Raw genomic sequence first — 22,945 nt, 5'->3', positions numbered from 1 at the left:
CTGCCGTCGTCCAGACGTTTTCGCCCACTTTTGTCTTGTCTACGGCCGTTTTCCAGATCTAGGCGACTGGGGAAGGCCCGGAGAGCAGGAACATCCCTCGCCCAGCCACCGCGGCTACGCTGAAGGCACCCACACCAGCACCAGCACACACGCCAACCCCCACACCCCACCAGCGCCGCACCCTAGGAGCCTTCATGCCTGCACCATTGCACGCCACCGATGACCTCATCGCGCTCGCACAGCAGCAGGCTGCACGCGGCCCACTCGTCGCACTGACTGGCGCTGGTATCAGCACAGATTCTGGGATCCCGGACTATCGTGGAGCAGGCCCCCCACCCCGCACCCCCATGAGCATCTCGCAGTTCATGGACGACGAGATGTACCGTCGCCGGTTCTGGGCAGGCGCCCGCGTGAACGCCGCGCGCATGGATCGCCTCGAACCCAACGCTGGCCACCTTGCACTTGCACAGCTCGAGGCCGCTGGCCACGCGACCGGAGTCATCACCCAGAACGTCGACAATCTCCACAGGCAGGCGGGCTCGCGGCAGGTCGCCGAGTTGCACGGCAACGGCGGAGTTATCCGCTGCCTCGACTGCGGCGAGCGCTGGACCCGCACCGAAATTCTCGCCCGTTTCGACCGCGCAAATCCCGGATACGCCGCACGCCACCGCCTCGCCGAAACCGAGATCGCACCCGACGGTGACGCACTGGTCGAGGATTTTGCCGAGGTCGTCGTGCCAGTCTGCCCGATCTGTCAGGGCACCCTGCGCCCGGATGTTGTGTACTTCGGCGAGACGGTTCCGACGCCGGTATTCGACCATGCGCTTGAGTTGCTCACAGGCGCGAGCCTCCTCCTCGTCGCCGGTACATCGCTCGCGGTCAACACGGGCATGCGCCTCGTGCACCGGGCAGAGCGCCTCGGTATCCCGCTCGCGGTCGTCAACCGCGGCAAGACCGCCATCGATGACCGCGCTTCGGTGCGGGTGCGGATCGATTCCGGCACTTCCGAGGTGCTCTCCGCCCTCGCTGCGGCGCTCTAAGGTAGCGATCTACCCAAACACCGGAGCCACCCGCAGCGCCGCACCGCCAGCCTCAAACGCGGTCGCGTATGTGAGCAACGCTGGATCGTCGTACGCCGCTCCCGCGAAGGTCAGGCCAACAGGCATCCGAATGTCGTCCATGAGTCCCATCGCGACGGTCACCGTCGGTAGCCCGAGGTGGCGCAGCGCGTAGTTGCCGTGCGAGAAGAAGACGCCGTTTGTCCAGGCGCGATCCGCCGCCCGCTCATCGGTGTCGGAATTTGCGGCCCCGACATCCGCGTTCGCAGGGAACACGATCGCATCAAAGCCGTTCTCTCGCAGCCAGGACTCCACAAGCTCTTCCCGCAGCGCGACGATCGCTCGCAGGCCGCGCGCGAAATCGGGGTGGGTGCGCGGATCAGCGAGGCCAGCACGGGCGCTCTCCACAATCCCGCGGAAGCGGTCATTATGGTCCCCCACCCGCTCGTACCGATCGGGCAGCTGGCCCGCAGGTGTCGGGTAGATCTGGGCTGAATCGACCACACCGAGATTCGGGATTGCCGGGTCGCCGTTCGCGCGCAGGAAATCGTCCCAGCCGAATGCGAGGAAGTGATTGAACTCCGTCGCCGACCAGTCAGCTGGCAGATCGCCCAGCGCGCCGAGGTACTTGGTGCCGGGACGGTCGCCCTCGTACCGCGTGATGAGCGGGAAGTCGCTTTCAACGACCTCAGCTCCGAGCGTTTCAAGGCGGGCACGGGCAGCTTCCCAGAGTCGCAACACCGAGGGCCGAACCTCGACCGGGTACGCAGGGTCGGTGCCAAGATACATGCGCGGGACAGCAAAGCGCTTGCCACGCAGCGGAGCGGCGGCGGCACTGGCCCCAGCGCCAGCGGCGGCACCGGCACCCAGCGCGATGTATGACTCGGGCCGGTGCTCGCTCGGCAGCGGCAACTCGACGACTGACTGATTTCGCCAAAAATCGCCTCGCGTCTCGGGGTCGTCCTGCACGAGCACGTCGAGCAGACGAAGCATGTCAGGCATCGAGCGCGTGTGCGGAACGACAACATCGCGCGCAGGGAACAGCGGCCAGTTTCCGCGGATCGACAAGACTCCCCACGACGGCGTATACGCGCACAGTGCGTTGTTGGAGGCGGGGCTACGCCCGGAGGACACTGTCTCCTCCCCCATGCCAAACATGGCGAAGTTCGCTGCTGTCGCGACGCCAGATCCGTTCGACGAGCCTGACGCGTACGCTGCCGCCAGATAGTTGCGATTGTACGGGCTCTCTGCGCGCCCGTAGTGGCCGCGCTGCATGCCACCATCTGCCATCGGGGGCATGTTGGTCTTGCCGATGAGGATCGCGCCAGCTTCGCGGAGGCGTTCCACCGTGAACGCGTCCCACTGCGCGACGAGGTCGGCAAACGCTGGCGAACCCGCGGCGACCGTCAGCCCCTTCGCCATGTATGAATCCTTCACCGTGTACGGAATGCCTTCGAGCGCGCGCTGCGTTCCCGCAGCCCACCGCTGGTCAGCTGCTTCCGCGTCAGCCAGCACCCGGTCGTTCATCACCACGACCGCGTTCAGACCGTCTGGTCCAGCGTCGTATCGCGCGATGCGATCCAGGTACTGCTGCACGAGTGCAACGCAGGTGATTCTCCCCGCGGCAATCGCGTCAAGCGTGTCTGCGATGTTCGCTTCGACGGGCTCGAATGGTTCGTCGTGGCTCGCCATGTATCTTCACTTTCGTCTTCGTCTTCGACGCGCAACAGTGCACGTTGGTGGCATGAATCGGATGAACTGATCCGCGCCCCACCAGGCCCCAACGCCCGGTATACGCAGTCTCGCAGTCAGTTCACCGCGGTTCCAGAGCCGAATGAAACGGTCCCCGGAAACTTCTGTGTGCAAACGCACTTAGGATGAAGGAATGGCCCAGTCACGCACCGCGCCCAATGATGTGAGCGCAACAAAAATCGTCACCGGTCCGAGCCTCGGCACAGACGCCGCCCCCACGGTCGAACCGCGTTGGCTCGAGCTGCTCGACAGACTCAACCCTGAGACGCTGACCGAAAGCTTCCTGACGCTTATCGTCGAGGTTGATGGGTATCAGGCGCCGCCAATTCCGCGGTCCGAGATCCGCCGCACCGCCGTGCTCTCGTTCATCGCGATTCTCGACGGCCTCCGTTCGGGGCAGCTCGACGAGACCGTTTCCATCTCTACCGACGTCGGAGTCTCGCGGGCCCGCGCCGGAGTCTCGCTCAGTTCACTTCTCACCGCCGTGCGCCTCGATTTCGCCGTGATGTGGGATGCACTCACCTCCGTCGCCGAGGCAGACGACGCGCAGGTGCTCGTACGTCACACACGCATGATGCTGCGTACGGTCGACGAATACGTCGCGCAGACCCAGAATGCCTACCTCGCGGAAGCACAGCGCATTCGCGAAGAATCTGCCTCACTGCGTCGCGAGCTTCTTGAGTCGCTCTTCAGCGGACTGCACACCACCACAGAACAGGTGAGCGCGCTCGCCCGCGAGCTGCAGCTCTCGGTCACCGCTCCCCTGCTGGTGGCCGCGGCCGTCGGCGAGGACGCGGTGACCCTGCGCGTCGAACTCGCCGAGCTTGAGCGGCTCGGATGCACGGTGCACACGCACTTCCTCGACGGTGCCGTCATCGCGTTCCTTCCCGCGACGAGCCAGTCGCGCACCCACGATGCCATGTGCCTCGCGCGGCTCGAATCGCTCCGCATCGGTTTCACGACCGTCGCTGACGGCCTCGCTGGCCTGCCAACAGGGGCGCGGATCGCACGCGACCTTGCACTCGTCATCGAACCGGGTGAAACCGACGCAATGACGTGGGAGCGCGGCTGGGCCCGCCTCGCGGTTCGTGAGCTCGCCGCCTCCGGTCGCCCGCTCATCGCCGACGTTGATGCGGCGCTCGCTGCGTGTAGCGACGCGAAGCGCGAACGGCTGCTTGAGTCTGTGCTCAGTTATTTGCGCACCGGAAGCATCGCCGACTCATCCGCCGAACTGTTCTGTCACCGCAACACCCTGTCGAAGAACCTGCAGCAGTTTCGCGAGATTACGGGTGTTGACCCGATGATTCCGAACCAGGCGGCACGGTTGGTGGTCGGCTGGGCGTAGGGGCTCGGCCCCAGCCCCTTCGGCCGGTCACTCGGGCAGCAGCGCTCGGCCACCCAGGTCCTCGGGCATCAGCGCTCAGGCCCTCGGGCGTCAGCGCTCAGGCGTCAGCGCTCACCAGTCACCCCGAGCGCACCTTCGTCTTGAAATCGGCCGTCGACATGATGTTTTCAGAGGTTTTCTGCATGGTGAAGGCCGATTTCAAGATGTAGGCAAACTGATCCGCCCATCATCGGCCGGTTGGGTGCAACCGCGACCGTCTCACCACAGTTGTTACTCGGTCTCAGTGCGCGTGCCGGTGCCCCAAATGCTGGAGATGAAGAGGGAGATGACGACCACGATGCACACGATGGGTCCGAGCCGGATCATCGCATGGATCACCACCCACACGACGAACACCAGGTTGTTCCAGATTGGACCCACCCGCCCGGAGTCGAAGAGCAAGTTCACGCTAGAAACCAATACGGTGCCCACGAGCAAGACGGCGAGGTCGACGACGAAGTATCCGCCGCGGGAGATGAACTTCTTCACCGTGATGGCTCGGCTCACAAAGGCAATCGCTGCGATCGCGATGATTCCAGCGATTGGACCAATTCCGAGCAAGTCCTGCGGCTGCAGGATTGTGCCCTCACCAAGGGCACTGCCGTCGAGCACGCCGTTCCCGAACTCGTTGCGGTTGAGGTTCAGGTTCACCAGCCAGATCATGGTTCCCAGCAACAACCAGGAGATCGCCGAAGCTATCGCTTCGCGCTTCCAGTTTCTATCCCGCACGGTGCCTTCTCTTCTTTGATCTGGGGTTCAGGGGTCCTGTGCTCAGGGGGCGCGGGTTCTCAGTTCTGGGGTCTTGCTTCACGCGCACGCCCACGCGCCTGCTCCCCTCCCCAGCCTATGCGTTTACCCCCACTTCCCTAGGGCATGAAAAAAGACCTTCGTCTCAACGATTTCGCAAGAATTCGTTGAGACGAAGGTCGAATCTCTAGACGAGGGAAAGCCTCGCCAGCAGCTACTGCAGCTATGCACTCACCGCGGCCAGACACGACTGGCCGCAGGCGACTACTTAGTAGCCAGCACCGCTCGGCGAAGGAGTCGCCGAGTCAATGACGAGGTGCAGCAGTGCGGGGCCGTCGAAGTCGAGTACCGACGCAACGCCTTCTGCAATGCCTTCTGCCGAGTCGAGGCGCACGCCGCGACCGCCGAACGACTCGATCCACGAGACGAAGTCGGGGTTCACCATGTCGGTGCCCGAGGGGCGTCCGGGGTAGTGACGTTGCTGGTGCTCGACGATGGTCGCAAACTTGCCGTTGTCGACCACGACGAAGAGTGCGCGCGCACCCTGTGCGACGAGGGTTGCAACCTCCTGGCCGTTCATGAGGAAGTCGCCGTCGCCACAGATTGCAACCGCGTGACGCTCGGGGAACACGAGCGCAGCGGCAACAGCTGCGGGAGCTGCCATGCCCATTGCGCCGTTGCGCGAACCGACCATGCTTGCGGGCACATTGTGGGTGAGCTGGCGGTGGCCCCAGATGGTGGCGTTACCTGCACCGTAGGTGATGACGCGATCTTCGCTGAGCTGACGCTCGAGCTCATCAAAGACGAGTTCAAGGTCGACGCCTTCAGCAACAGGTGAGTGCTCGGTCACCGCGACGAAGCGGTCCTGGCTTGCGCGAAGTTCGGCGATCCGCGCCCCGTCACGGATGCCTGCAACGTCACCGAGCTCGGTGAGTGCGGCAGCGAAGTTTGCAGGAGTCGAAGCGATGAATTGGTCAACGCGGCCCGCGTGCTGCAGGAGCTCTGCGTCGGTGCCAACGATGACCGTCTCGGTCTCGAGTCCGACGGTGTAGCCCTCGCTCATGACGTCGCTGCGCACTGCGCCAACGCCGACGAAGAGGTCCGACTCACGCAGCGCGTCAACGATGCTGTCGCGGCGGCCGTAGCCGACCCAACCGATGTATCCGGGGTGGTTGTTGGGTACGGCGTCGTAGTTGCGCCAGTCGCCTGCAACCGGGATGTGGTTTGCGAGTGCCCAGTCGACGAGCTCGCGACCGGTCTCACCGAAGAATTCGTCGCCACCTGCGAGGAGGAAGGGACGCTCAGCCTTGAGCAGGCGCTCGCGCAGCTGGTCAAGGTCGGCCTTGCTAGGTGCGGGCTGTGCAACTGCGCGCGAAGGCACTGCGGTTGCGTCAGTCATCTCGCGAAGGAGGTCCTCGGGCAGGCCAACAACGACCGGGCCGGGGCGACCCGAAACCGCGGTGTGGAATGCCTGAGCGACGATCTCAGCAGCCTGATCTGCGGTTTCGATCGTGAAGACGCGCTTGACGGTCGAGTCGAACCAGTTGTCGATGCTGAATTCCTGGAACGACTCACGGCGGCGATCCGCGAACGGCACGAGACCGATGAAGCAGACGAGCGGAGTCGCATCCTGGTACGCGCAGTGCGCGGCGATGAAGAAGTTTGCTGCACCGGGACCACGGGTCACCATTGCAACACCGGGGCGACCGGTAAGACGGCCCTCTGCGAGAGCCATGAAGCCTGCGCCGCCTTCCTGGCGGCAGACAACGTTCGTGATGTTCGAATCGTAGAGACCGTCGAGCACGTCGAGATAGCTCTCGCCGGGCACGCTGTAGACGCGGGTAACGCCCTCAGCCGCGAGTTGATCGACGATGAGATGTCCTGCCGAGCGCATACGAATTCCTCCTTGAATAACCACTGGAACGTAGAGTTCTCACTAATATTCGCAACTTATGCGGCGCACAACTACGACGAATCGCGCATGATTCTCTCGCCGCCCGTGTGCATCTGCACATTTGGGCGCGGATCGCAGATGCCCCACTCACGCCGCGTGCAGGCCTGCATACGAGGTGTGGATCATGCGCATGCAGGTGTGGATCAGCCGACGCAGCCCCAAGACCAAGCAGCCGCAGCCGATGCAGCCGATGCAGCCGCAGCCCCTACAGCGTCCGACCGGGACGATCGCTGATTTCTGACCACGCGAGCACCGCTGTCGCAGCCTCCACCGGAACGGTCACGTCGATTCCCGTGAGCTCGGTGAACTTGTTCAGCCGTTTGAGCACGGTGTTTCGGTGATAGAAGAGTGCCGTCGCGGTCTGCTGCACGCTGCCGGTCTCGAGGAAGGCGATGACCGTCTCCTGGAGCCGCTCGCGCTCGGCGTCTGGGGAGTCCCGGAGCGCATTCGCAAGCCGACCTTCAAGATCAATACCCTGTGTGAGCAACGCTCGACGGGCGAGCTGCGGGAATCCCTCCGACAAGTCGATCGTGCGCCGCACCTCGGGGTCGACGGTTTCGAGCAGCGTGGTGAGCATGGTGACCGTGCGCGGCAAGCATGCGAGACCTTCGACCTGGTCAGCGCGGGCGCACCGCAGGCCAACGAGCGCCTGCTCGATCTGTGGTGGTGTCTCATCGCTCGGCCAGAACGCGACGACGCTGCCGAGCGAGCGATAGAAGTAGAACCGAGACCGGCGAAGTGATGCGGCCAGCTCGAACAATGCGCTGCGCGTCTCCTCTTGGTCGGCGACAAGCACGGTGAACGAGGCTGCACTGTTGCAGTCCAGCTCGCTCGCGACCCATGCAACGGATGACGCACTCGGCGACCGGAAAGACAGCAGCCGCCCGATCGCAACCTGGCGGTGGTTCAAGCGATCCTGTGCGAGACGCGCCTTCTCTTCTCGGTAGTGCGTCATCGTGGAGTTCGAGAAAACCTCAACAGCACGCCAGATTGGCTCGACCTGTTGCGCGAGCATGAGCACAGTGTGCGCGCCGCCAGTGCTGTCATTGTCATCAACGTCACTTGCGAGTTCGAGGAGTCGTGACCAGATGACATTAAAGTCCGACTGCATCGCCATCGTCAGGGAGTCAGCTGGCACCTGCTGTTGCGCGCGCCGACGGCCAAGCGTCTCTGCGAGTTCCATGAGCGCCTGCGGTGTTTCACCCGTGCGAATGCTCTCGATCAGCAGGCTCAGCGACCCAGTCGCCATTGCGTGCAGATCTTCGCGCCCGACAAGCGCCCCTGGCTCGTACCCAGAAGCGCGACTCACCTGCGACAGGTAGGTCTCGGTCAGCATTGGGAGATCCGCTTCCAAGCTGTCGAGCAACGCTTCCCAAGACTCACGCTGGCTTGGCGCTGGTGTTGCACTCGGATCGCTCATACCCAGCACACTATCTGGCACGCGTCCACAAACGAAACGAGCCCGGACCGCACACAGTGCAGGTCCGGGCTCGTCGATCCGCTACTTAGTTCACAAGCGTGTGCGGCTTCTGGCCGGAAAGCACCAGGGTGACGTTCTCTGCCGGAATCGTCGCGTACTCACGCAGCGTGACCTCACTGCGGAACGCAACGTGCGGGGTCACCTGCACGAGCGGGTGCGCAACAACAGGGTTGTCCGCAGCGGGCGGCTCGACATCAAGCACATCGAGGAATGCGCCGCGCAGCTGACCCGAATTGAGGCCTTCGAGCAGAGCAGCGTCGTCGATCAGCTCGCCGCGAGCGACGTTGACGATGTATGCGCCGCGGGGCAGCTTGGCGATGTTCTCTGCGTTCAAGAAGCCGTGGGTCTCATCGGTGAGCAGCGCGTGCAGGCTCAGCACGTTCGACGCAGCAAGCAGCTCGTCAACCGAGTCAACGCGGGTCACACCCGGCTCCCACGCATCAGCGGGAACGAAGGGATCAAACGCGACGACGTCCTTGAAGAACGGCAGCGCGCGACGAGCAACCTCGCGCGAAATGCGGCCGAGGCTGAAGAGACCAAGTGTCTGCTCCGAAAGACGGTTGGGCAGGGGAAGCACCGAGTAATCCCACTCGCCACCCTTCACCTGCGCGACCGCGGGAGCGACCTCACGCAACATGCCGAGCATGCCAGCGAGCGCGTGGGTTGCGACCTCTTCGCTTGCAGCACTGAGCATGTTGCAGACGTCGATGCCGAGCTCACGCGCAACAACGGTGTCGATCTTGTTGTAGCCAACCGCCATTGTTGCAATGACCTTCAGGTTCGGCATCGCACGCAGCGTGTCAGCCGAGAGCTCGGTGAAGCTCGCGATGATGCCGTCTGCGTCTGCAGCCTCAGCAAGCAGCTTCTCAACGCTTGTGCTGTTCAACAGCACAGCCTCGTGGCCTGCGCGCTCAAGCACCTCTACTGCGGGGGTGGGGTCAAGATTTGCCCAGTCGGTAATTGCGATCTTCGCCATTGGGATGCCTTCCGTATCGGGAGCGAATGCGGGTTCGTGCGCAGCTGCGGCTGCAGGTGCCCGCGGTGAACATGGGCGCGGATCGAGGCAGCAATGCCGATCCACACATTCCGAGCCTCCCACAGCGTTTCACACCAGCCGGTGTGCGTGTGCACACTGAACTGGGTGATGCTGGCGGCAAATGGTGCCTGCGTGCAAGACGAAGACAAGACAGTATCGATGAGGAGCACGCTGCAACGCGTGCAACAGGGGCTCACTGCCACCAGTCGCTCAGCACCGACGCTTGAGCGGGCCGGCGAAAGCCCTCCCTGTTCAATCAAAGGAGACTGATCTCGACATGAGCTCAACAGCACAGTCCGCGAACGTGGATCCGCAGTCGCACGCGGCCCGCGAAACGGCGACAGTTAACGTGATCACCGAGCGTGATGCAAAGCGCGCATCATTCGGTGCACTCGTTGGCAACGTACTCGAGTGGTACGACTACTTCCTCTTCAACACCGCAGCAGCGCTGGTCTTCAACGTCCAGTTCTTCGTGAGCGACAATGCAGCAACCGCTGCGATGGCGTCGTTCGCAACGCTCGCAGTTGGCTTCCTCGTGCGCCCCCTCGGCGGCCTGCTCTTCGGCCGCCTGGGTGATCGTATCGGCCGTAAGTCGGTCCTGATGATCACGGTCATCGGTATTGGCGTCGCGACCGGCCTCATCGGCATCCTGCCCACCTACGTGTCTATTGGCATCTGGGCTCCGATCTTCCTGATCGTGCTGCGTCTCGCACAGGGCCTCTTCATTGGTGGCGAGTGGTCGGGCGCAATGACGCTCGCAGTCGAGAACGCACCGCTGAAGATGCGTGCACGCATGGCAGCACTGCCTCAGCTCGGTTCGCCGATCGCAACCCTGCTTTCGTCGGGTGGCTTCTTCCTCCTCGCACTCTTCCTCAGCAAGGACAGCTTCGACTCGTGGGGCTGGCGTATTCCGTTCCTCCTCGCAATCCCGCTGCTCGTCCTCGCTGTCTGGATCCGTAACCAAATGCACGAGTCGCCGGTCTTCAAGGATCTGCAGGACTCGGGCGACCGCGAGAAGGCACCGCTCAAGACCCTCTTCGTCACCGCTTGGAAGCAGCTCCTCGTGAGCATCGCAGCAACCCTGCTCGGCACCGCTGGCTTCTACATCATCACCACCTTCGTGATGAACTACGGCACCCGCGTGCTCGGCATCGACCGCAACACCATCCTCATGGCAACCCTCATCGGTGCAGTCTTCCAGCTCGGTTCGGTGATCCACTCGGGTCGCTTGGGTCAGAAGTACGGCGCAACCAAGGTCATCGTGTGGTCTGGTGTGCTCACCATCATCGCGGCGTTCCCCTGCTTCATGCTCATCGAGACCACCAACCCGATCCTGGTCACCATCGGTGTCATCATCGGCGTCTCGCTGCTCACCTACTCGTTCGCAGCGGTTGGTCCGGTTATCACCGGTCTCTTCCCGAGCTCGGTTCGCCTCTCTGGCGTTGCAGTTGGCTTCAACGGCGCAAACGTCATCTCGGGTCTCACCCCGCTCGTTGCAACCGCACTCGTCACCGCGACTGGTGACGCTTGGTGGCCCGCGGCGCTGCTGCTCGTAATCTTCGCTGTGCTCAGCATCGTCGGCGGCCTCCTGGCTCCGAAGCTCAGCCAGCAGTACGAAGGCTACAAGCACTAAACACCCCTGACTCCGTTGGGCGCCGATCCCACACGGCGCCCAACGGTTCACTCCCCACAAGACTTTTCAAGGAGCCACGCATGAAGCTCGACATGCTCATCACCGCAGAGACGATCCTCACGATGGATGTGTCTCGCCCCACTGCCACCGCAGTTGGTGTCATCGGCGACCGCATTGTCGGTTTCGATGACGAGGTACGCGGTCTGGAAGCAGATCGAGTACTCGACTTCGGTGCGGCATGCGTGACTCCTGGCCTCATTGATGCCCACTGCCACACGTCGTGGTGGGGTCTCGGCCTCACCGCCGTTGATCTGAGCGTCATGCGCGGACTCGACAGCCTCTACGCCGCTATCGAGGCAGAGGTTGCGCGTCTCGATGCAGCAGGCGACCAGACGGCATGGGTGCACGGCACGGGCTTCAACCAGGCACACCACGATGGCCTGTTCCCCGACATTGCGCGCCTCGACGAGATCACCGGCGATCGCGCGCTGTACCTCCGCCACACGTCAGGTCACGCGGCAATCACCAACTCGGCAACGCTTCGCCTCGTAGGCGCGTTTGACGAGGGCTTTGAAAACCCGGTCGGCGGCGCAGTGGTGCGCGATGCTGTCGGTTACCCGACTGGACTCATCGAGGAGTCCGCGCAGGGGCTCGTGCAGAGCCTGCTGCTCCCCTATGCTTCTGACCGTCTCGTTGAAGCGCTTGAGGCTGCGACCTCGCGCTACGCGGCAGAGGGCATCACCAGTTTCACCGAGGCTGGCATCGGTGGTGGCTGGATCGGCCACAGCCCAGCCGAGGTGGCCGCGTACCAGTCGGCAGCTGAACAGGGCCGACTTCACGCTCGCGCCCAGCTCATGCCAACGCTTGATGCGCTGCACCCAATCTCGGCGAACGCCGCAGACTTCCACGGCGAGGGCAACGGCACCGGCATTGACCTCGGCATTCGCTACGGCTTCGGCGATGACAACGTTCGTTTCGGCCACGTCAAGGTCTTCATGGACGGTTCGCTGCTTGGCGCAACTGCCGCAGTCACCGAAGACTTCTGCGGCCACCACAACCACGGCAACCGCGGCTACCTGCTCAACGATCCCGAGGTGTACCGCCAGCAGGTGCTTGGCGCCTACCGTGCCGGTTGGCCGCTCGCGCTGCACGCAATCGGCGACGCAGCGATCGACCTCGCGCTTGATCTCATCGAGGAAGCTCAGACCACCTACGGTCGTTTCCCGCAGCCGTGCCGCGTCGAGCACTTCGGCATCGCACGTCCCGAACAGCTCACCCGCGCTGGCGCGCTCGGTGTTGCCGTGACACCGCAGGCCGGCTTCATTAATGCGTTCGGTCAGCAGATGGCGGATCAGGTCGGCGCTGAACGTGCTGACTGGCTCTACCGTGGCCGCTCGGTCATCGACGCAGGAATCATTCTTGCTGGTTCTTCAGATCTCCCCGTCGCAGACAACAACCTGCGCCGCGGCATGCAGTCCGCGGTTGACCGCATCACCGAGGCAGGCACTGTGCTCGGCGCAACCGAGGGAATCACCCCTGAAGAGGCGCTCCGCACGCACACCGAGTGGGCGGCACAAGCTACGGGCCAGATCCACGAAAAGGGAACGCTCGAGCGCGGCAAGCTTGCTGACTTCGCGGTCTTCTCGGCATCGCCGCTGACCGCTCCCAATATTGCGCAGCTCGACGTTGTTGCCACCGTTCTCGGTGGCAAGCTCAGCTACGACGCCCGCGCGTAACCACACAGTTTTCGGTCCCGCTGACCGTTTCACATATTCCCCTGAACACCGCCGAAAGGATCTAGAAAATGACGGCGAACATCAGCTCACAGCCCCACGAAGCTTTCCTTGCAGACTGGGCAGTCCACTCACGCTTCGGTGCGGTTGAGGGCACGGGCGGCGTCGAGCGCCAGGCAGCGAGCGTCGCTGACGGCGAGCAGCGCAAGTGGTTCGCTCAGCTGCTTGAGCAGCACGGCTTCACTGTCCGTCACGATGCGATCGGCAACCAGTTCGGCTTGCTCGAGCTCGTTCCCGGCGCACCCTACGTCCTCACCGGCTCGCACATGGATTCGCAGCCGACCGCTGGCCGCTTCGACGGCGCATACGGCGTCATGGCTTCGGCCCACGCGTGCTTCCGCATCGCGGAGGAACTGCGCGCCGACCCCTCAAAGGCACGTTTCAACCTGGCAGTCGTGAACTGGTTCAACGAGGAGGGCTCGCGTTTCAAGCCTTCGATGATGGGCAGCTCGGTCTTCACCGGCAAACTCGATCTCGATACCGCGCTCGCCACGACCGACCCCCGCGGCATCACCGTGCGCGACGCACTCGGCGCAATCGATCAGCTTGGCGATGCGGCGGATCTTGCCGCCCTCGCTGAGATGACCGTCGCATCGTACGCTGAGATTCACGTGCAGCAGGGACGCAGCATGGAGGAAGACGGTGTCACCATCGGCCTCGTGAACGCGACCTGGGGTGCACGCAAGTTCGAGTTCAAGATCACCGGCGAGCAGGCGCACAGCGGATCCACCATCATGGCCGATCGTCGCGATGCGCTACTCGGTGCAGCACGTCTCATCGTGGCAGCTCGTGAGCTTGTTGACGAGTTTGAGCCGGGTATCCTGCACACCGCGTGCGGCGAGATCAATGTCTACCCGAACTCTCCTGTTGTCGTGGCAAGTGATGTGCAGTTGCTCTTCGATCTCCGCTCACCTGACGCCGACGTGCTCAACCGCGCGTACGCTCGCGTGATGGAAAAGGTCGAGGCAGTCAAGGCGCAGGATCGCGTCGACATCGAGATCGTCGCCGAGCACAGCTGGGATCAGAACCCCTACCCCGAGGACGGCCTGGCGCTCGCACGCGAGGTCGCAGAAGACCTCGGCCTCACTCACGACCGCGTGATGACTGTTGCTGGTCACGACTCGACCAACATGAAGGATGACGTTCCCACGATCATGCTCTTCGTGCCGAGCGTTGATGGCATCTCGCACAGCCTCAAGGAGTACACACGCGACGAGGACCTCGTTGCAGGTCTCGACCACCTCGCGGGCGTCATTCGCCGCCTCGCTGGCGGCGCGCTGGTGAACTAACCACCGCTTCAACGGCTTCGGCCCGGGTGTCGGCAGTGCAGCATGTAGCTCACTGCCGACACCCGGGCCGAAGTTGTTGTTGGTTGAAGTCGTTGTGGGTCGTTGCGTTGCCGCCGCGGCTTACGCTCCCGCTGCGATCGCCTGTCGCACTTCTTCCAGGCTCAACTGTTCTGGGAGTTTTGGAGATTCAGGGTCACGCCTCTCGTACGTGCCAGGTGCGTTCTCGATGTAGTCTCCCGCGAAGACTCCGACCCGCACGTATTCACCGGTTGGATCGCCAGGTGTGTTCTCAAAGTTCGACAAGAACAAGAGGAATGTTGTTCCCGGTGTCAGCGGTTCAACGGTCAAAGAGCTGTCCGCGGCAGCTGGCTCAGATGATTCTGGCGCTCCAGCGTTCACGATCGAGATGGGACCTGCAGCGTCGCCTTTCAGCACGTCAACCGGCTTCACCACGGCGTTCAGGCATTCGAAGTCACCGCAGGTTGAGGTCTTTCGTTCATCAGTCACTTCAACAACCGCAATAAGGTCGCTATCGGCGATGAGTTCGTCGAGCGTCGAGTACTCTTTCACCCGGCTCACCTCTGCCCCACCTTGCGCAGCGGTGGGTTCATTCGTCTGAGTCTCACTCGTCTGAGCCCCGCTGGTCGAAGGAGCCTGCGCGCTACACCCGGTTACGCCAGCAAGCAGCGCTGCAGCGAGCGCAACAATTGAGATTTTCTGTACGTTCATGGGATCACTTCCATTTCACGATCGGTCTTCATAGCGCGATCACTCGTATGCTACGAAGGTCTGTACACCACGAAATCCGTGGGCCGTTGAAGCCCGTAAATCTCGGGAGCCTACACACCTACGCTATTTCGACTTCAGCATGAATTGGCTTTGAATTACCTTTTTTGCAGAATTCGACTGCCCTTGATCGCACGTAGTGCCCACAGAATTGCGACCAGATCCACCACCTCTTGCAGCCAAGCGCCTGCCAGCGCGGGCAACAGACCGACCGCGGCTACGAGCATGAGACCAACGCTGATGATCATTCCTGCCCAGATGCTCTCAAGCGCGATGCGGACGGTGTCACGGCCAATCCGCACCGCGTCCGCAACGCTCGAAATGCGGTCAAAACGGTTCACGACGTCGGCAGACTCGCTCGCAGCAGTCGAGCCGCGCGCTCCCATCGCGAACCCGACATCTGCAACCGCAAGCACGGGTGCGTCATTGAGCCCATCACCCACCATGAGGAGCGGGCGCGGCTGCATCTCAGAGACAATACGCACCTTGTCGTTCGGAGTGCATTCGGCGTGGACCTCGGCGATGCCGACCTGATCCGCCATGGCACGTGCCGTCGGCTCCACATCGCCAGTAATCATCGCCGTCCGCGTGATGCCGAACTCTGCGAGGCTCGCAAGCATCGGTGCAGCATCGTCGCGCAGCTGGTCACGCATGATGAGCGCCCCCACGAAGCGATCATCGAGCGAGACATAGATCGCCAGCTCGCCTGCCTCGAGCGGGGCGCGGGTGAGCGCGGGAGCATACTGCGCAATCCAACTCGGCTTTCCGACGCGGATCACCCCAGCCTCAACCCTCGCCTCAACGCCGTTGGTCGCACGCTCTTCAGCCTCAGTCGCGGAAAGCGTTTCAAGGCCGCGCGCCTGCGCGGTCTCCACCACAGCTTCCGCGAGCACGTGCGAGGAATACACCTCGGCAGAAGCCGCGAGCTGCAGGAGCTCATCTTCGCTGAAGCCCGGCTCTGCGAGAATGCGTCGGGGTTCTGGGTGACCGGTGGTGAGCGTGCCCGTCTTGTCGAACGCCGCTGAGCGCACGCGGGCAAGCTGCTCGAGCACGCCTCCACCCTTCACGATGAGGCCTGCCTTGGCAGCACGGCTCATACCGCCAAGGAACGCGACCGGAGCCGCGATCAGCAACGGGCACGGCGTCGCAACCACCAGCACCTCGGCGAACCTGGTGGGGTCCCCACTGATCCACCACGCCACCCCCGCAATAGTCAGCGAGACGAGCGTAAACGGGATCGCATACCGGTCGGCGAGACGCACCATTGGCGACCGGCTCTCCTGCGCTTCGCGCACGAGGCTCACAATCTGCTGATACTGGCTATCTGCGGCGCTCGCCTGCGCGCGCATCACAACCGCGCTTGAGCCGTTCACCACACCACTCACGATCGTGCTGCCAGCCTCGCGCTCGACCGGCAGGCTCTCGCCCGTCACCGATGACTCGTCGAACTGCGCGGTGGTAGTCAACAGCTCGGCATCGACCGGCACCAGCTCGCCGGGTCGCACGAGCAGAACGTCCCCGATCTCGATGTCGGCGACGGGGACGGTTTCGGTGCGCTCCTCCGCGATTTCAATGTTGTCGAGGCTGTCGTGTGGCTGCGCACCGGTGATCCGCGTCGCAAGTTGCGGGGCGCGATCAAGCAGCGCCGTGAGCTCGCGCTGAGAACGGTTCTCTGCGTAGCCCTCAAGCGCCTCTCCGCCGGTAAGCATCAACACGACCACGAGCGCCGCCCACGGTTCCCCGACGAGTACTGCCGCCGTAATCGCCGTGACAGCGAGGATGTCGAGACCCGCGTTCCCCTTCAGCAGCGACCGCACCATCTCGAGGGCCTGCCACAGCGCGATCGCAAGCGCATACACGCCCACCATGCGCGGGGCGAGGTCGCGCGCCGGAGTGGCAAGCATCACGAGGCCGATCACGCCCACCAGCAGCGTGAGGATCACTGCCGGATAGCGCTTGAGGGTGCTGCGCAGGAGGTTCATAGTTTCATCCTGGTCTGTGGGTGGGTCGGGGTCAACGAGGCCGCCCGGGGAGTCATCTTTGGGGTTCGGATTCGACCTCGGGTCAACGCCGCCGCCCGCCAGTCCCCCGGTTCGCAGGCAACATGCAAATGGAAAGGCTGGGCGCCCGCCCAGCCGCGGCAGCCTCGGGTTGGCAAGGCTGGCCGCCCGTACTGAACCCCCGCACCCAGTTTTGCCCCGGGTTCCCAGCCCCGCACTGAATTTCGGCCACCGTCCAGACGAATTCATCAGGTTTCGTGCTGACGACGGCAGATTTCCAGACGAAGGCGCGCGATACGGCAGCAGCGACAGCAGCGGCTCATTCTCAACTTTTTTTCACGACTACGAAGTCATCTTCTCGTGTGTAGCCGCGCGCTTATCGCACGCATCACCGCGTCTTGCACTGCTGGCCATTCGTGAATGACTTGGGCATACCCGAACCTCAGCACTGTGTAGCCCGACGCGGCGAGCACTGCATCGTGAGCGTTGTCGGCATCGCGCTGTGCGCCGACATGTGATCCGCCATCAATTTGAACCACGAGCCGATCTCCAAGCAAGAAGTCCACGCGTCTCCCATGGAGCCAGGTTTGAGAACGTAGGGGCACTCTCAGCCACTGCATGCGAAGCCTAAAGAACGTCTCAAGGCCCGAGTCTGCAAATTCACTTGTCGCAGCGAGCACCTCTCGCGCCCGCTTTCCCAGCGACAAGGACTCAAGATAGCCACGGCCAATCAGGCGCTTATTCAGTGCCGAATCCCAGACCGACACAGCATCCTCGAACGGCTGGCACCTGGCGATATTTGACAGCACATTCCCAAGAGAGTCTTCAAGCGCGTATTTCGTTCGCACTTCCACTGATTTCCAGTAGTGAATCCGGTCATGCTGCCCACGTACCTCACACCCAGGCCGCGGCACCGCAAAATGGCGCTCGTCCGACACCCTTACCCATAGCCCCAGCCTCGTCGCTTGAGAAACACACGTCACTGTCAGCCCACTGCTCGCAGCATGTTTGAGTTGTGGGTCTGCATCCGGCGTCGCAACCCATCCTCGGACCAAGCGTTCAAGTTCACCTGCTTTCACTGCTTTGGCAATTGCGTGTTTGCTGACGCCTTTCGCCTGCAACTCGCTCGTGCGGACAATGCCCTTCTCTACGCGCATTCGTTGAACACCCATCAGCCAACGCTCGCAGAACGGGGCACATTCCGTGGTTCAGCATCCGGACATGTGGACGAATCGAATAGGTTTCGTTGTTCTTCGCTTTGTGAGCAACGTTCTCCCAGTGCGCACCGCGCCTTGCCCTGGTCGAGCGGCCCGACTCAGCTCCTTGGCTCGTCCCGTTCTGTCCCCTGTCCCCGGCCTCTGGTCTCTGGTCCCGGGTCCCGGGTCCCAGCTCTGGAAAACGGCCGTCGTCCAGACGAATACGCCGCAAAACATGCTGACGACGGCCGTTTTCCAGAGGACGGCGCAGAGGGAGCATTAAGCGCACTGGCGGCACGGGCGGCGCAAGCTGCAGGACCCAGAACACGCAAAAGGCCGGCACGAACGATGTCGTACCGACCTTTTGCGCGCTGGGGGCGCGGATCATGCCTAGGCGCTTACGCCTTGGCGGATCCGCCCCCCGCAGCAATGTGCTTATGGTGCTGAATCACCTCTGCAACCACGAAGTTGAACCACTTTTCGGCGAACTCCGGGTTGAGGTGCGAGTCGATCGCAAGCTCACGTAGGCGGCTGATCTGACGCGCTTCACGGTCGGGGTCAGATGCGGGCATCTCATGCCGAGCCTTCAGCTCACCCACCTGCTGCGTCGCTTTGAAGCGTTCAGCGAGCATGTGAATGAGGGCGGCATCGATGTTGTCGATCGTCGACCGCAGGCGGCCGAGCTGCTCGGCTGGCGTCAGTTCATCCATGGGTGTCTCTACAGGCTTAGTCGATGAGGTCGTGCAGAACCACGACTTGCTCACGCTCGGGGCCAACACCAACAGCAGAGATGCGAGCGCCACTCATAGCCTCGAGTGCCTTGATGTAGTTCTGCGCGTTGACCGGCAGATCTGCCATCGTGCGTGCACCCGAGATGTCTTCGCTCCAGCCGGGGAACTCTTCGTAGATCGGCTTCGCGTGGTGGAAGTCGGTCTGGTTCACCGGCATCTCGTCGTGGCGAACACCGTTGACGTCGTACGCGACGCACACGGGGATCGTCTCGAGGCCCGAGAGTACGTCAAGCTTGGTGAGCACGAAGTCGGTGACGCCATTGATGCGCGCTGCGTAACGAGCGATCGGTGCGTCGTACCAACCACAACGGCGGGTACGTCCGGTCGTGGTGCCGTACTCATGGCCGACGGTTGCGAGCATCTCGCCCATCTCGTCGAAGAGTTCGGTGGGGAAGGGCCCTGCGCCAACGCGGGTCGTGTACGCCTTGACGACCGAGATCACACGGTCGATGTTGTGCGGGGGCAGACCCGAACCGGTCGATGCGCCACCTGCGGTCGCGTTTGACGAGGTCACGAAGGGGTAGGTGCCGTGGTCGATGTCGAGCATCGTCGCCTGGCCAGCCTCGAAGAGTACGGTCTTGTCGGCCTGCATTGCCTCATGCAGCAGCAGACCGGTGTCGCAAACCATGGGCTCGATCATGTCGCGGAAGCTCAGCAGCTCCTCAACAACCTCATCAACGCCAATTGCGCGACGGTTGTAGATCTTGACGAGTACCTGGTTCTTGAAGTCGAGTGCCGCTTCGACCTTCTGACGCAGAATGCTCTCGTCGAAGAGGTCCTGGATGCGGATGCCGACGCGGTTGATCTTGTCAGCGTATGCCGGGCCGATGCCACGGCCGGTCGTGCCGATCTGGCGCTTGCCGAGGAAGCGCTCGGTCACCTTGTCGAGCGTACGGTGGTACGCCGTGATGACGTGTGCGTTTGCGCTGAGCTTCAGACGCGAGGTGTCGACGCCACGGCCGTTGAGCGCGTCGAGCTCCTGCTTGAGTACCGCAAGGTCGACGACGACGCCGTTCGAGATCACCGGCACAACACCCGGGGTCAGAATGCCCGAGGGAAGCAGGTGGAGCGCGTACTTTTCGTCACCAATGACGACGGTGTGCCCGGCGTTATTACCGCCATTGAACTTGACGACGTAATCGACGCGGCTACCGAGCAGATCGGTTGCGCGTCCCTTACCCTCGTCGCCCCACTGGGCACCCGTAATCAACACTGCGGGCATCTCAGCCCCTTCCTTTGCGGTCAGCAGTTACCGAGCTAGTCTACCTGCCAAGCGACTTTGGCGCGTTTGAAACGTTTTTCACGCCTGTCGAGGGCGCGGATCCATCAAATATCATCTACAAATTCATTACATCATCCAGTTAGACTCATAGAAGGTCCAATGGAGGATCCCCTCCATTGAGCACAATGCAATGTGAGCGATTTGGGGAAATGTGACGAATCACTGTGACAACGAAGCGCAACGTCAAGCTCTGACACCGCGACCAACGACATCGCGTATGAACGCACCGACACGCGCGATAACGGCCGCCACCGCTGCTGCAGCACTCACGCTCGTCGGGTTCTGGCTTCCGGTCGCCCCCGCGGCGAACGCGGCCAGTGAAGCGGGCGCAGCAGGGACAGTAGCCGCGGCAGATGCAGCAACACAACCGATCACGATCGTCGTCACGAACCCGGGCGACTACGCGGACGGCGACACCCCGATCCCCGGCACACTGCGTGCGGCGTTCGAAACCGTTACAGACGAGTCACAAACGATTCCAGGCGACTACCGCGTCGAGGTCCCAGCTTCCCTAGGCAAAATCTCAATTACTGAGGGACTGTATGTCACCCTCGGCCCCGCAGCGACATCATTCACACTGACCGGTGATGACGACAGCACCACAGTCATCGACTTTGGCGGCGCAGACGGGCTCTATCTCACTCCGGAATCCAGTCTCGAACAGGTAACCCTCAGCAACGTTGCATTCACCAACGGGTACGCCGCCGATCTCGGACACATGCAACAGCGAACCAACGTGTCGAATGTCACGATGACCGACTTCGAGTCGTTCTCCTTTGGCAGCCTCGTTTCTGATTCGATGTCAGACGTCAACATCGACGGCGCCCATATCGATATCCGCACGTTCGACGCACGCCCAGATCCTTATCGCTTTGACCTGTCCGAGAGCATGCTCCAGAACGCCCCGATGATTGTCGGGCTTACGGGGACGGCGGATCAGGCAGTCACTGTCACTCAGAGCACGCTTCGGGATAGCTCAGATAGTCCAGCACTGTCCCTCGAGCGCTCTGATGCGGCCGCCGGGGTCTCATCATTTGAGATGCGAGACACCACGGTCAGCGACAACAATGGAGGCGGTGTTGTCGGCTATTTCCTCAATCACGCGACCGTCACGGACACGATGTTCAACGGAAACCGCGGCGAAGCAGCTTTGCGTCTGCAGAGCGGCATCAACAGTAGTGAAGCATCACAGTTTGACCTGCAAGGCCTGATCGTGACGGATAACCGGACCTACTCCGCACCTGTCACGCTGCAAGGTTTAGCGAAGTCTGTCTCGATTGCCGACTCTTTCTTCTCCTATAACTCCGGTTCGGCTGCCAGCGCTGGTGGTGTCCATGCGTTCCTCGACGCAAGCGTTCCTGCCGCAGACTCCACGTTTACGATTACGAACAACACCTTTGACAACAATGCTGGCGCCGTCGGCGGCATCATGGTGGAGCGTTGGCTTCGCTCGTCCCCAGGGGCTGAACTGAGCATCGACCGCACCAGCTTCTCTAACAATGAAGGCCAGGAGGGCGCAGGCGATCTTTCAATTGACGGAATCTACGCCGGCTCCACTGCAAAAATCACCAACAGCACCTTTGAGAACGGCAGCATTACAGATATCGAGGCAGGGCGCGCGATTACATACGGGCCAGTGCTCGGCGGAACTGCGACAATCGAGAACTCGACAATCGCACTCCCTCAGAATGACAGTCCCGCAATCTACGGTGCGCGATTTGATGCGGATTCCCAGTTCGCGATCACACACACGACGCTTACTGGCGGCAGTATTGAGGTCGAGGGGGACCGTGGCCCCGACCTCGTGGGCACCGTCATCGACACTGAGAACGAGCCGCTGAGGGCCGCCGTCAATGCCGGTGAGCCCAACCGCGTTGAGTCGGTCTTCATCACCACGCCAGCAACGCTGCTCCCAACCGCAACCGTCGTCACTTCGGCAGACCTCGCCCTCGGCGACCTTGCGTACAACGGCGGATCCACGAGGACTCGATTGCCTGGCCCAGATTCCGTGCTGTTGAACGCGGTTCCGAACTCACCACTTGCGACAGACCAGCGCGGTATCTCTCGCCCGCAGGGCAGCGCCGCCGATGCGGGCGCTGTCGAGGTGCAGGGGGCGACCGTGGCACTCGTCGAGGATCTGCGCGTGACGGAAGGCGAGGATGCCGTCATTGAGGTGCGTCGCTCGGGAACGAGTGAAGCCCCCACTGTCGGCACGGCACGTGCTTCCGATGACAGCGCGACAGCTGGCGTTGATTACCAGGAGATCGACGGGAGCTTCAGGTTCGAGCCGGGCAGCGACGCAGAATCCGTGCGTCTCGTGGTCCCGACAGTCAAACGTCCCGGCAAGCAAGGGGACCGCACGTTCCTCGTGCGCATCCAGGACACTGGTGCGGCAACAACGGTGGGCGAGCCCGCGCAAATAACGGTGACCATCGTCGACACTGACTCAGGGACCGGTCCAGGCCCGAAGCCGGTCCCTGAAACGGAGCTACCGAAACCGAAGCCCAAGCCGACCACCCAGCTACCAAACACCGGTGCTGAAGCTGGCGCAGGCATCTGGTTTGCAGTCGCGTTTGCAGCGATCCTCGCAGGCGGCGGAATTCTGCTCGCGCGACGTCGCCGAAACTAAACACGCACCGGCAGGCGCACTGATGCCTCACTAACCGTAGGAAAAGCCCCAGGAACATGGCACCGCATGCCACACACCTGGGGCTTTTCCGCGTCCCCTGAGAGTCGCAAACTCCAACAGATTTTCCTGAAGTGA

At 62.6% G+C, this 22,945-nt stretch carries 17 protein-coding genes and 1 pseudogene; 7 read left to right on the top strand and 11 right to left on the bottom strand.

The window, feature by feature from the left end; genetic code table 11:
* Nucleotides 1-194 precede the first annotated feature (194 nt).
* Nucleotides 195-1,040 carry a Sir2 family NAD-dependent protein deacetylase gene (locus FW756_RS06485; protein ID WP_446429346.1) on the top strand — a complete coding sequence of 282 codons (846 nt, stop codon included), beginning with the start codon at nucleotides 195-197 and terminating at the stop codon, nucleotides 1,038-1,040.
* Nucleotides 1,041-1,049: 9 nt separating this feature from the next.
* Here the strand turns inward: FW756_RS06485 and FW756_RS06480 are convergent, their stop codons facing one another.
* The gene (locus tag FW756_RS06480; protein ID WP_446429345.1) at nucleotides 1,050-2,750 is read right to left on the bottom strand and encodes an amidase; all 1,701 of its coding nucleotides are present in this window, start codon (nucleotides 2,748-2,750) and stop codon (nucleotides 1,050-1,052) included.
* A gap of 193 nt (nucleotides 2,751-2,943) precedes the next feature.
* On the opposite strand from FW756_RS06480, the gene FW756_RS06475 reads away from it, so the two are divergent.
* A complete protein-coding gene (locus FW756_RS06475) occupies nucleotides 2,944-4,155 on the top strand; it encodes a PucR family transcriptional regulator (RefSeq protein WP_446429344.1) in 1,212 nt (403 codons plus the stop codon).
* A gap of 270 nt (nucleotides 4,156-4,425) precedes the next feature.
* Here FW756_RS06475 and FW756_RS06470 read toward each other — a convergent pair whose 3' ends face one another.
* The 4 genes from FW756_RS06470 to FW756_RS06455 all read right to left on the bottom strand — a co-directional run bounded on the left by FW756_RS06470 (nucleotide 4,426) and on the right by FW756_RS06455 (nucleotide 9,351).
* Nucleotides 4,426-4,923 (bottom strand): hypothetical protein, encoded by a 498-nt coding sequence (locus FW756_RS06470; RefSeq protein WP_446429343.1) that lies wholly within the window; start codon nucleotides 4,921-4,923, stop codon nucleotides 4,426-4,428.
* 286 nt (nucleotides 4,924-5,209) lie between these two features.
* Nucleotides 5,210-6,835 (bottom strand): thiamine pyrophosphate-dependent enzyme, encoded by a 1,626-nt coding sequence (locus tag FW756_RS06465; protein WP_446429342.1) that lies wholly within the window; start codon nucleotides 6,833-6,835, stop codon nucleotides 5,210-5,212.
* Nucleotides 6,836-7,100: 265 nt separating this feature from the next.
* Complete coding sequence (locus tag FW756_RS06460) at nucleotides 7,101-8,315, bottom strand: helix-turn-helix domain-containing protein (RefSeq protein WP_446429341.1); 1,215 nt, start codon at nucleotides 8,313-8,315, stop codon at nucleotides 7,101-7,103.
* Between the two features lie 85 nt (nucleotides 8,316-8,400).
* Nucleotides 8,401-9,351, bottom strand: a complete 951-nt coding sequence (locus FW756_RS06455; protein WP_446429340.1) for a C-terminal binding protein — start codon at nucleotides 9,349-9,351, stop codon at nucleotides 8,401-8,403.
* Between the two features lie 26 nt (nucleotides 9,352-9,377).
* On the opposite strand from FW756_RS06455, the gene FW756_RS06450 reads away from it, so the two are divergent.
* From FW756_RS06450 to FW756_RS06435, 4 genes are all read left to right on the top strand, one after another.
* Nucleotides 9,378-9,638 carry a hypothetical protein gene (locus FW756_RS06450; RefSeq protein ID WP_446429339.1) on the top strand — a complete coding sequence of 87 codons (261 nt, stop codon included), beginning with the start codon at nucleotides 9,378-9,380 and terminating at the stop codon, nucleotides 9,636-9,638.
* A gap of 50 nt (nucleotides 9,639-9,688) precedes the next feature.
* Nucleotides 9,689-11,044, top strand: coding sequence for an MFS transporter (locus FW756_RS06445; RefSeq protein WP_446429338.1), 1,356 nt, complete (start codon nucleotides 9,689-9,691; stop codon nucleotides 11,042-11,044).
* An 80-nt stretch (nucleotides 11,045-11,124) separates the two neighbouring features.
* Nucleotides 11,125-12,780: an amidohydrolase gene (locus tag FW756_RS06440; protein ID WP_446429337.1), complete on the top strand. Its 1,656-nt coding sequence runs from the start codon at nucleotides 11,125-11,127 to the stop codon at nucleotides 12,778-12,780.
* A 68-nt stretch (nucleotides 12,781-12,848) separates the two neighbouring features.
* Nucleotides 12,849-14,126 (top strand): M20 family metallo-hydrolase, encoded by a 1,278-nt coding sequence (locus FW756_RS06435; protein WP_446429336.1) that lies wholly within the window; start codon nucleotides 12,849-12,851, stop codon nucleotides 14,124-14,126.
* Nucleotides 14,127-14,246: 120 nt separating this feature from the next.
* Here FW756_RS06435 and FW756_RS06430 read toward each other — a convergent pair whose 3' ends face one another.
* The 6 genes and pseudogenes from FW756_RS06430 to FW756_RS06405 all read right to left on the bottom strand — a co-directional run bounded on the left by FW756_RS06430 (nucleotide 14,247) and on the right by FW756_RS06405 (nucleotide 20,121).
* Nucleotides 14,247-14,855, bottom strand: a complete 609-nt coding sequence (locus FW756_RS06430; protein WP_446429335.1) for a hypothetical protein — start codon at nucleotides 14,853-14,855, stop codon at nucleotides 14,247-14,249.
* 155 nt (nucleotides 14,856-15,010) lie between these two features.
* The gene (locus tag FW756_RS06425) at nucleotides 15,011-16,894 is read right to left on the bottom strand and encodes a heavy metal translocating P-type ATPase (protein WP_446429334.1); all 1,884 of its coding nucleotides are present in this window, start codon (nucleotides 16,892-16,894) and stop codon (nucleotides 15,011-15,013) included.
* A 368-nt stretch (nucleotides 16,895-17,262) separates the two neighbouring features.
* The gene (locus FW756_RS06420; RefSeq protein ID WP_446429662.1) at nucleotides 17,263-17,679 is read right to left on the bottom strand and encodes an endonuclease domain-containing protein; all 417 of its coding nucleotides are present in this window, start codon (nucleotides 17,677-17,679) and stop codon (nucleotides 17,263-17,265) included.
* Between the two features lie 288 nt (nucleotides 17,680-17,967).
* Nucleotides 17,968-18,069, bottom strand: a pseudogene (locus tag FW756_RS06415) (type IV toxin-antitoxin system AbiEi family antitoxin domain-containing protein); the annotation flags it as partial.
* Between the two features lie 437 nt (nucleotides 18,070-18,506).
* Nucleotides 18,507-18,818 (bottom strand): chorismate mutase, encoded by a 312-nt coding sequence (locus tag FW756_RS06410; protein ID WP_446429333.1) that lies wholly within the window; start codon nucleotides 18,816-18,818, stop codon nucleotides 18,507-18,509.
* A 16-nt stretch (nucleotides 18,819-18,834) separates the two neighbouring features.
* The gene (locus FW756_RS06405) at nucleotides 18,835-20,121 is read right to left on the bottom strand and encodes an adenylosuccinate synthase (protein ID WP_446429332.1); all 1,287 of its coding nucleotides are present in this window, start codon (nucleotides 20,119-20,121) and stop codon (nucleotides 18,835-18,837) included.
* Between the two features lie 277 nt (nucleotides 20,122-20,398).
* On the opposite strand from FW756_RS06405, the gene FW756_RS06400 reads away from it, so the two are divergent.
* On the top strand, nucleotides 20,399-22,810 hold the full coding sequence (locus FW756_RS06400) for a choice-of-anchor Q domain-containing protein (protein WP_446429331.1): 2,412 nt from the start codon (nucleotides 20,399-20,401) through the stop codon (nucleotides 22,808-22,810).
* The last annotated feature ends 135 nt before the right edge of the window (nucleotides 22,811-22,945 follow it).

The organism is Leucobacter sp. 1207-22 (assembly GCF_052850455.1).
This window is presented reverse-complemented; position numbering and strand designations above follow the sequence as displayed.

What these genes read in the sequence shown, in the direction of transcription:
- FW756_RS06485 (WP_446429346.1), top strand. Translation starts at nt 195, where the DNA reads ATGCCTGCACCATTGCACGCCACCGATGACCTCATCGCGCTCGCACAG.
- FW756_RS06480 (WP_446429345.1), bottom strand. Translation starts at nt 2,750, where the DNA reads ATGGCGAGCCACGACGAACCATTCGAGCCCGTCGAAGCGAACATCGCA.
- FW756_RS06475 (WP_446429344.1), top strand. Translation starts at nt 2,944, where the DNA reads ATGGCCCAGTCACGCACCGCGCCCAATGATGTGAGCGCAACAAAAATC.
- FW756_RS06465 (WP_446429342.1), bottom strand. Translation starts at nt 6,835, where the DNA reads ATGCGCTCGGCAGGACATCTCATCGTCGATCAACTCGCGGCTGAGGGC.
- FW756_RS06460 (WP_446429341.1), bottom strand. Translation starts at nt 8,315, where the DNA reads ATGAGCGATCCGAGTGCAACACCAGCGCCAAGCCAGCGTGAGTCTTGG.
- FW756_RS06455 (WP_446429340.1), bottom strand. Translation starts at nt 9,351, where the DNA reads ATGGCGAAGATCGCAATTACCGACTGGGCAAATCTTGACCCCACCCCC.
- FW756_RS06450 (WP_446429339.1), top strand. Translation starts at nt 9,378, where the DNA reads ATGCGGGTTCGTGCGCAGCTGCGGCTGCAGGTGCCCGCGGTGAACATG.
- FW756_RS06445 (WP_446429338.1), top strand. Translation starts at nt 9,689, where the DNA reads ATGAGCTCAACAGCACAGTCCGCGAACGTGGATCCGCAGTCGCACGCG.
- FW756_RS06440 (WP_446429337.1), top strand. Translation starts at nt 11,125, where the DNA reads ATGAAGCTCGACATGCTCATCACCGCAGAGACGATCCTCACGATGGAT.
- FW756_RS06435 (WP_446429336.1), top strand. Translation starts at nt 12,849, where the DNA reads ATGACGGCGAACATCAGCTCACAGCCCCACGAAGCTTTCCTTGCAGAC.
- FW756_RS06430 (WP_446429335.1), bottom strand. Translation starts at nt 14,855, where the DNA reads ATGAACGTACAGAAAATCTCAATTGTTGCGCTCGCTGCAGCGCTGCTT.
- FW756_RS06425 (WP_446429334.1), bottom strand. Translation starts at nt 16,894, where the DNA reads ATGAACCTCCTGCGCAGCACCCTCAAGCGCTATCCGGCAGTGATCCTC.
- FW756_RS06410 (WP_446429333.1), bottom strand. Translation starts at nt 18,818, where the DNA reads ATGGATGAACTGACGCCAGCCGAGCAGCTCGGCCGCCTGCGGTCGACG.
- FW756_RS06405 (WP_446429332.1), bottom strand. Translation starts at nt 20,121, where the DNA reads ATGCCCGCAGTGTTGATTACGGGTGCCCAGTGGGGCGACGAGGGTAAG.
- FW756_RS06400 (WP_446429331.1), top strand. Translation starts at nt 20,399, where the DNA reads ATGAACGCACCGACACGCGCGATAACGGCCGCCACCGCTGCTGCAGCA.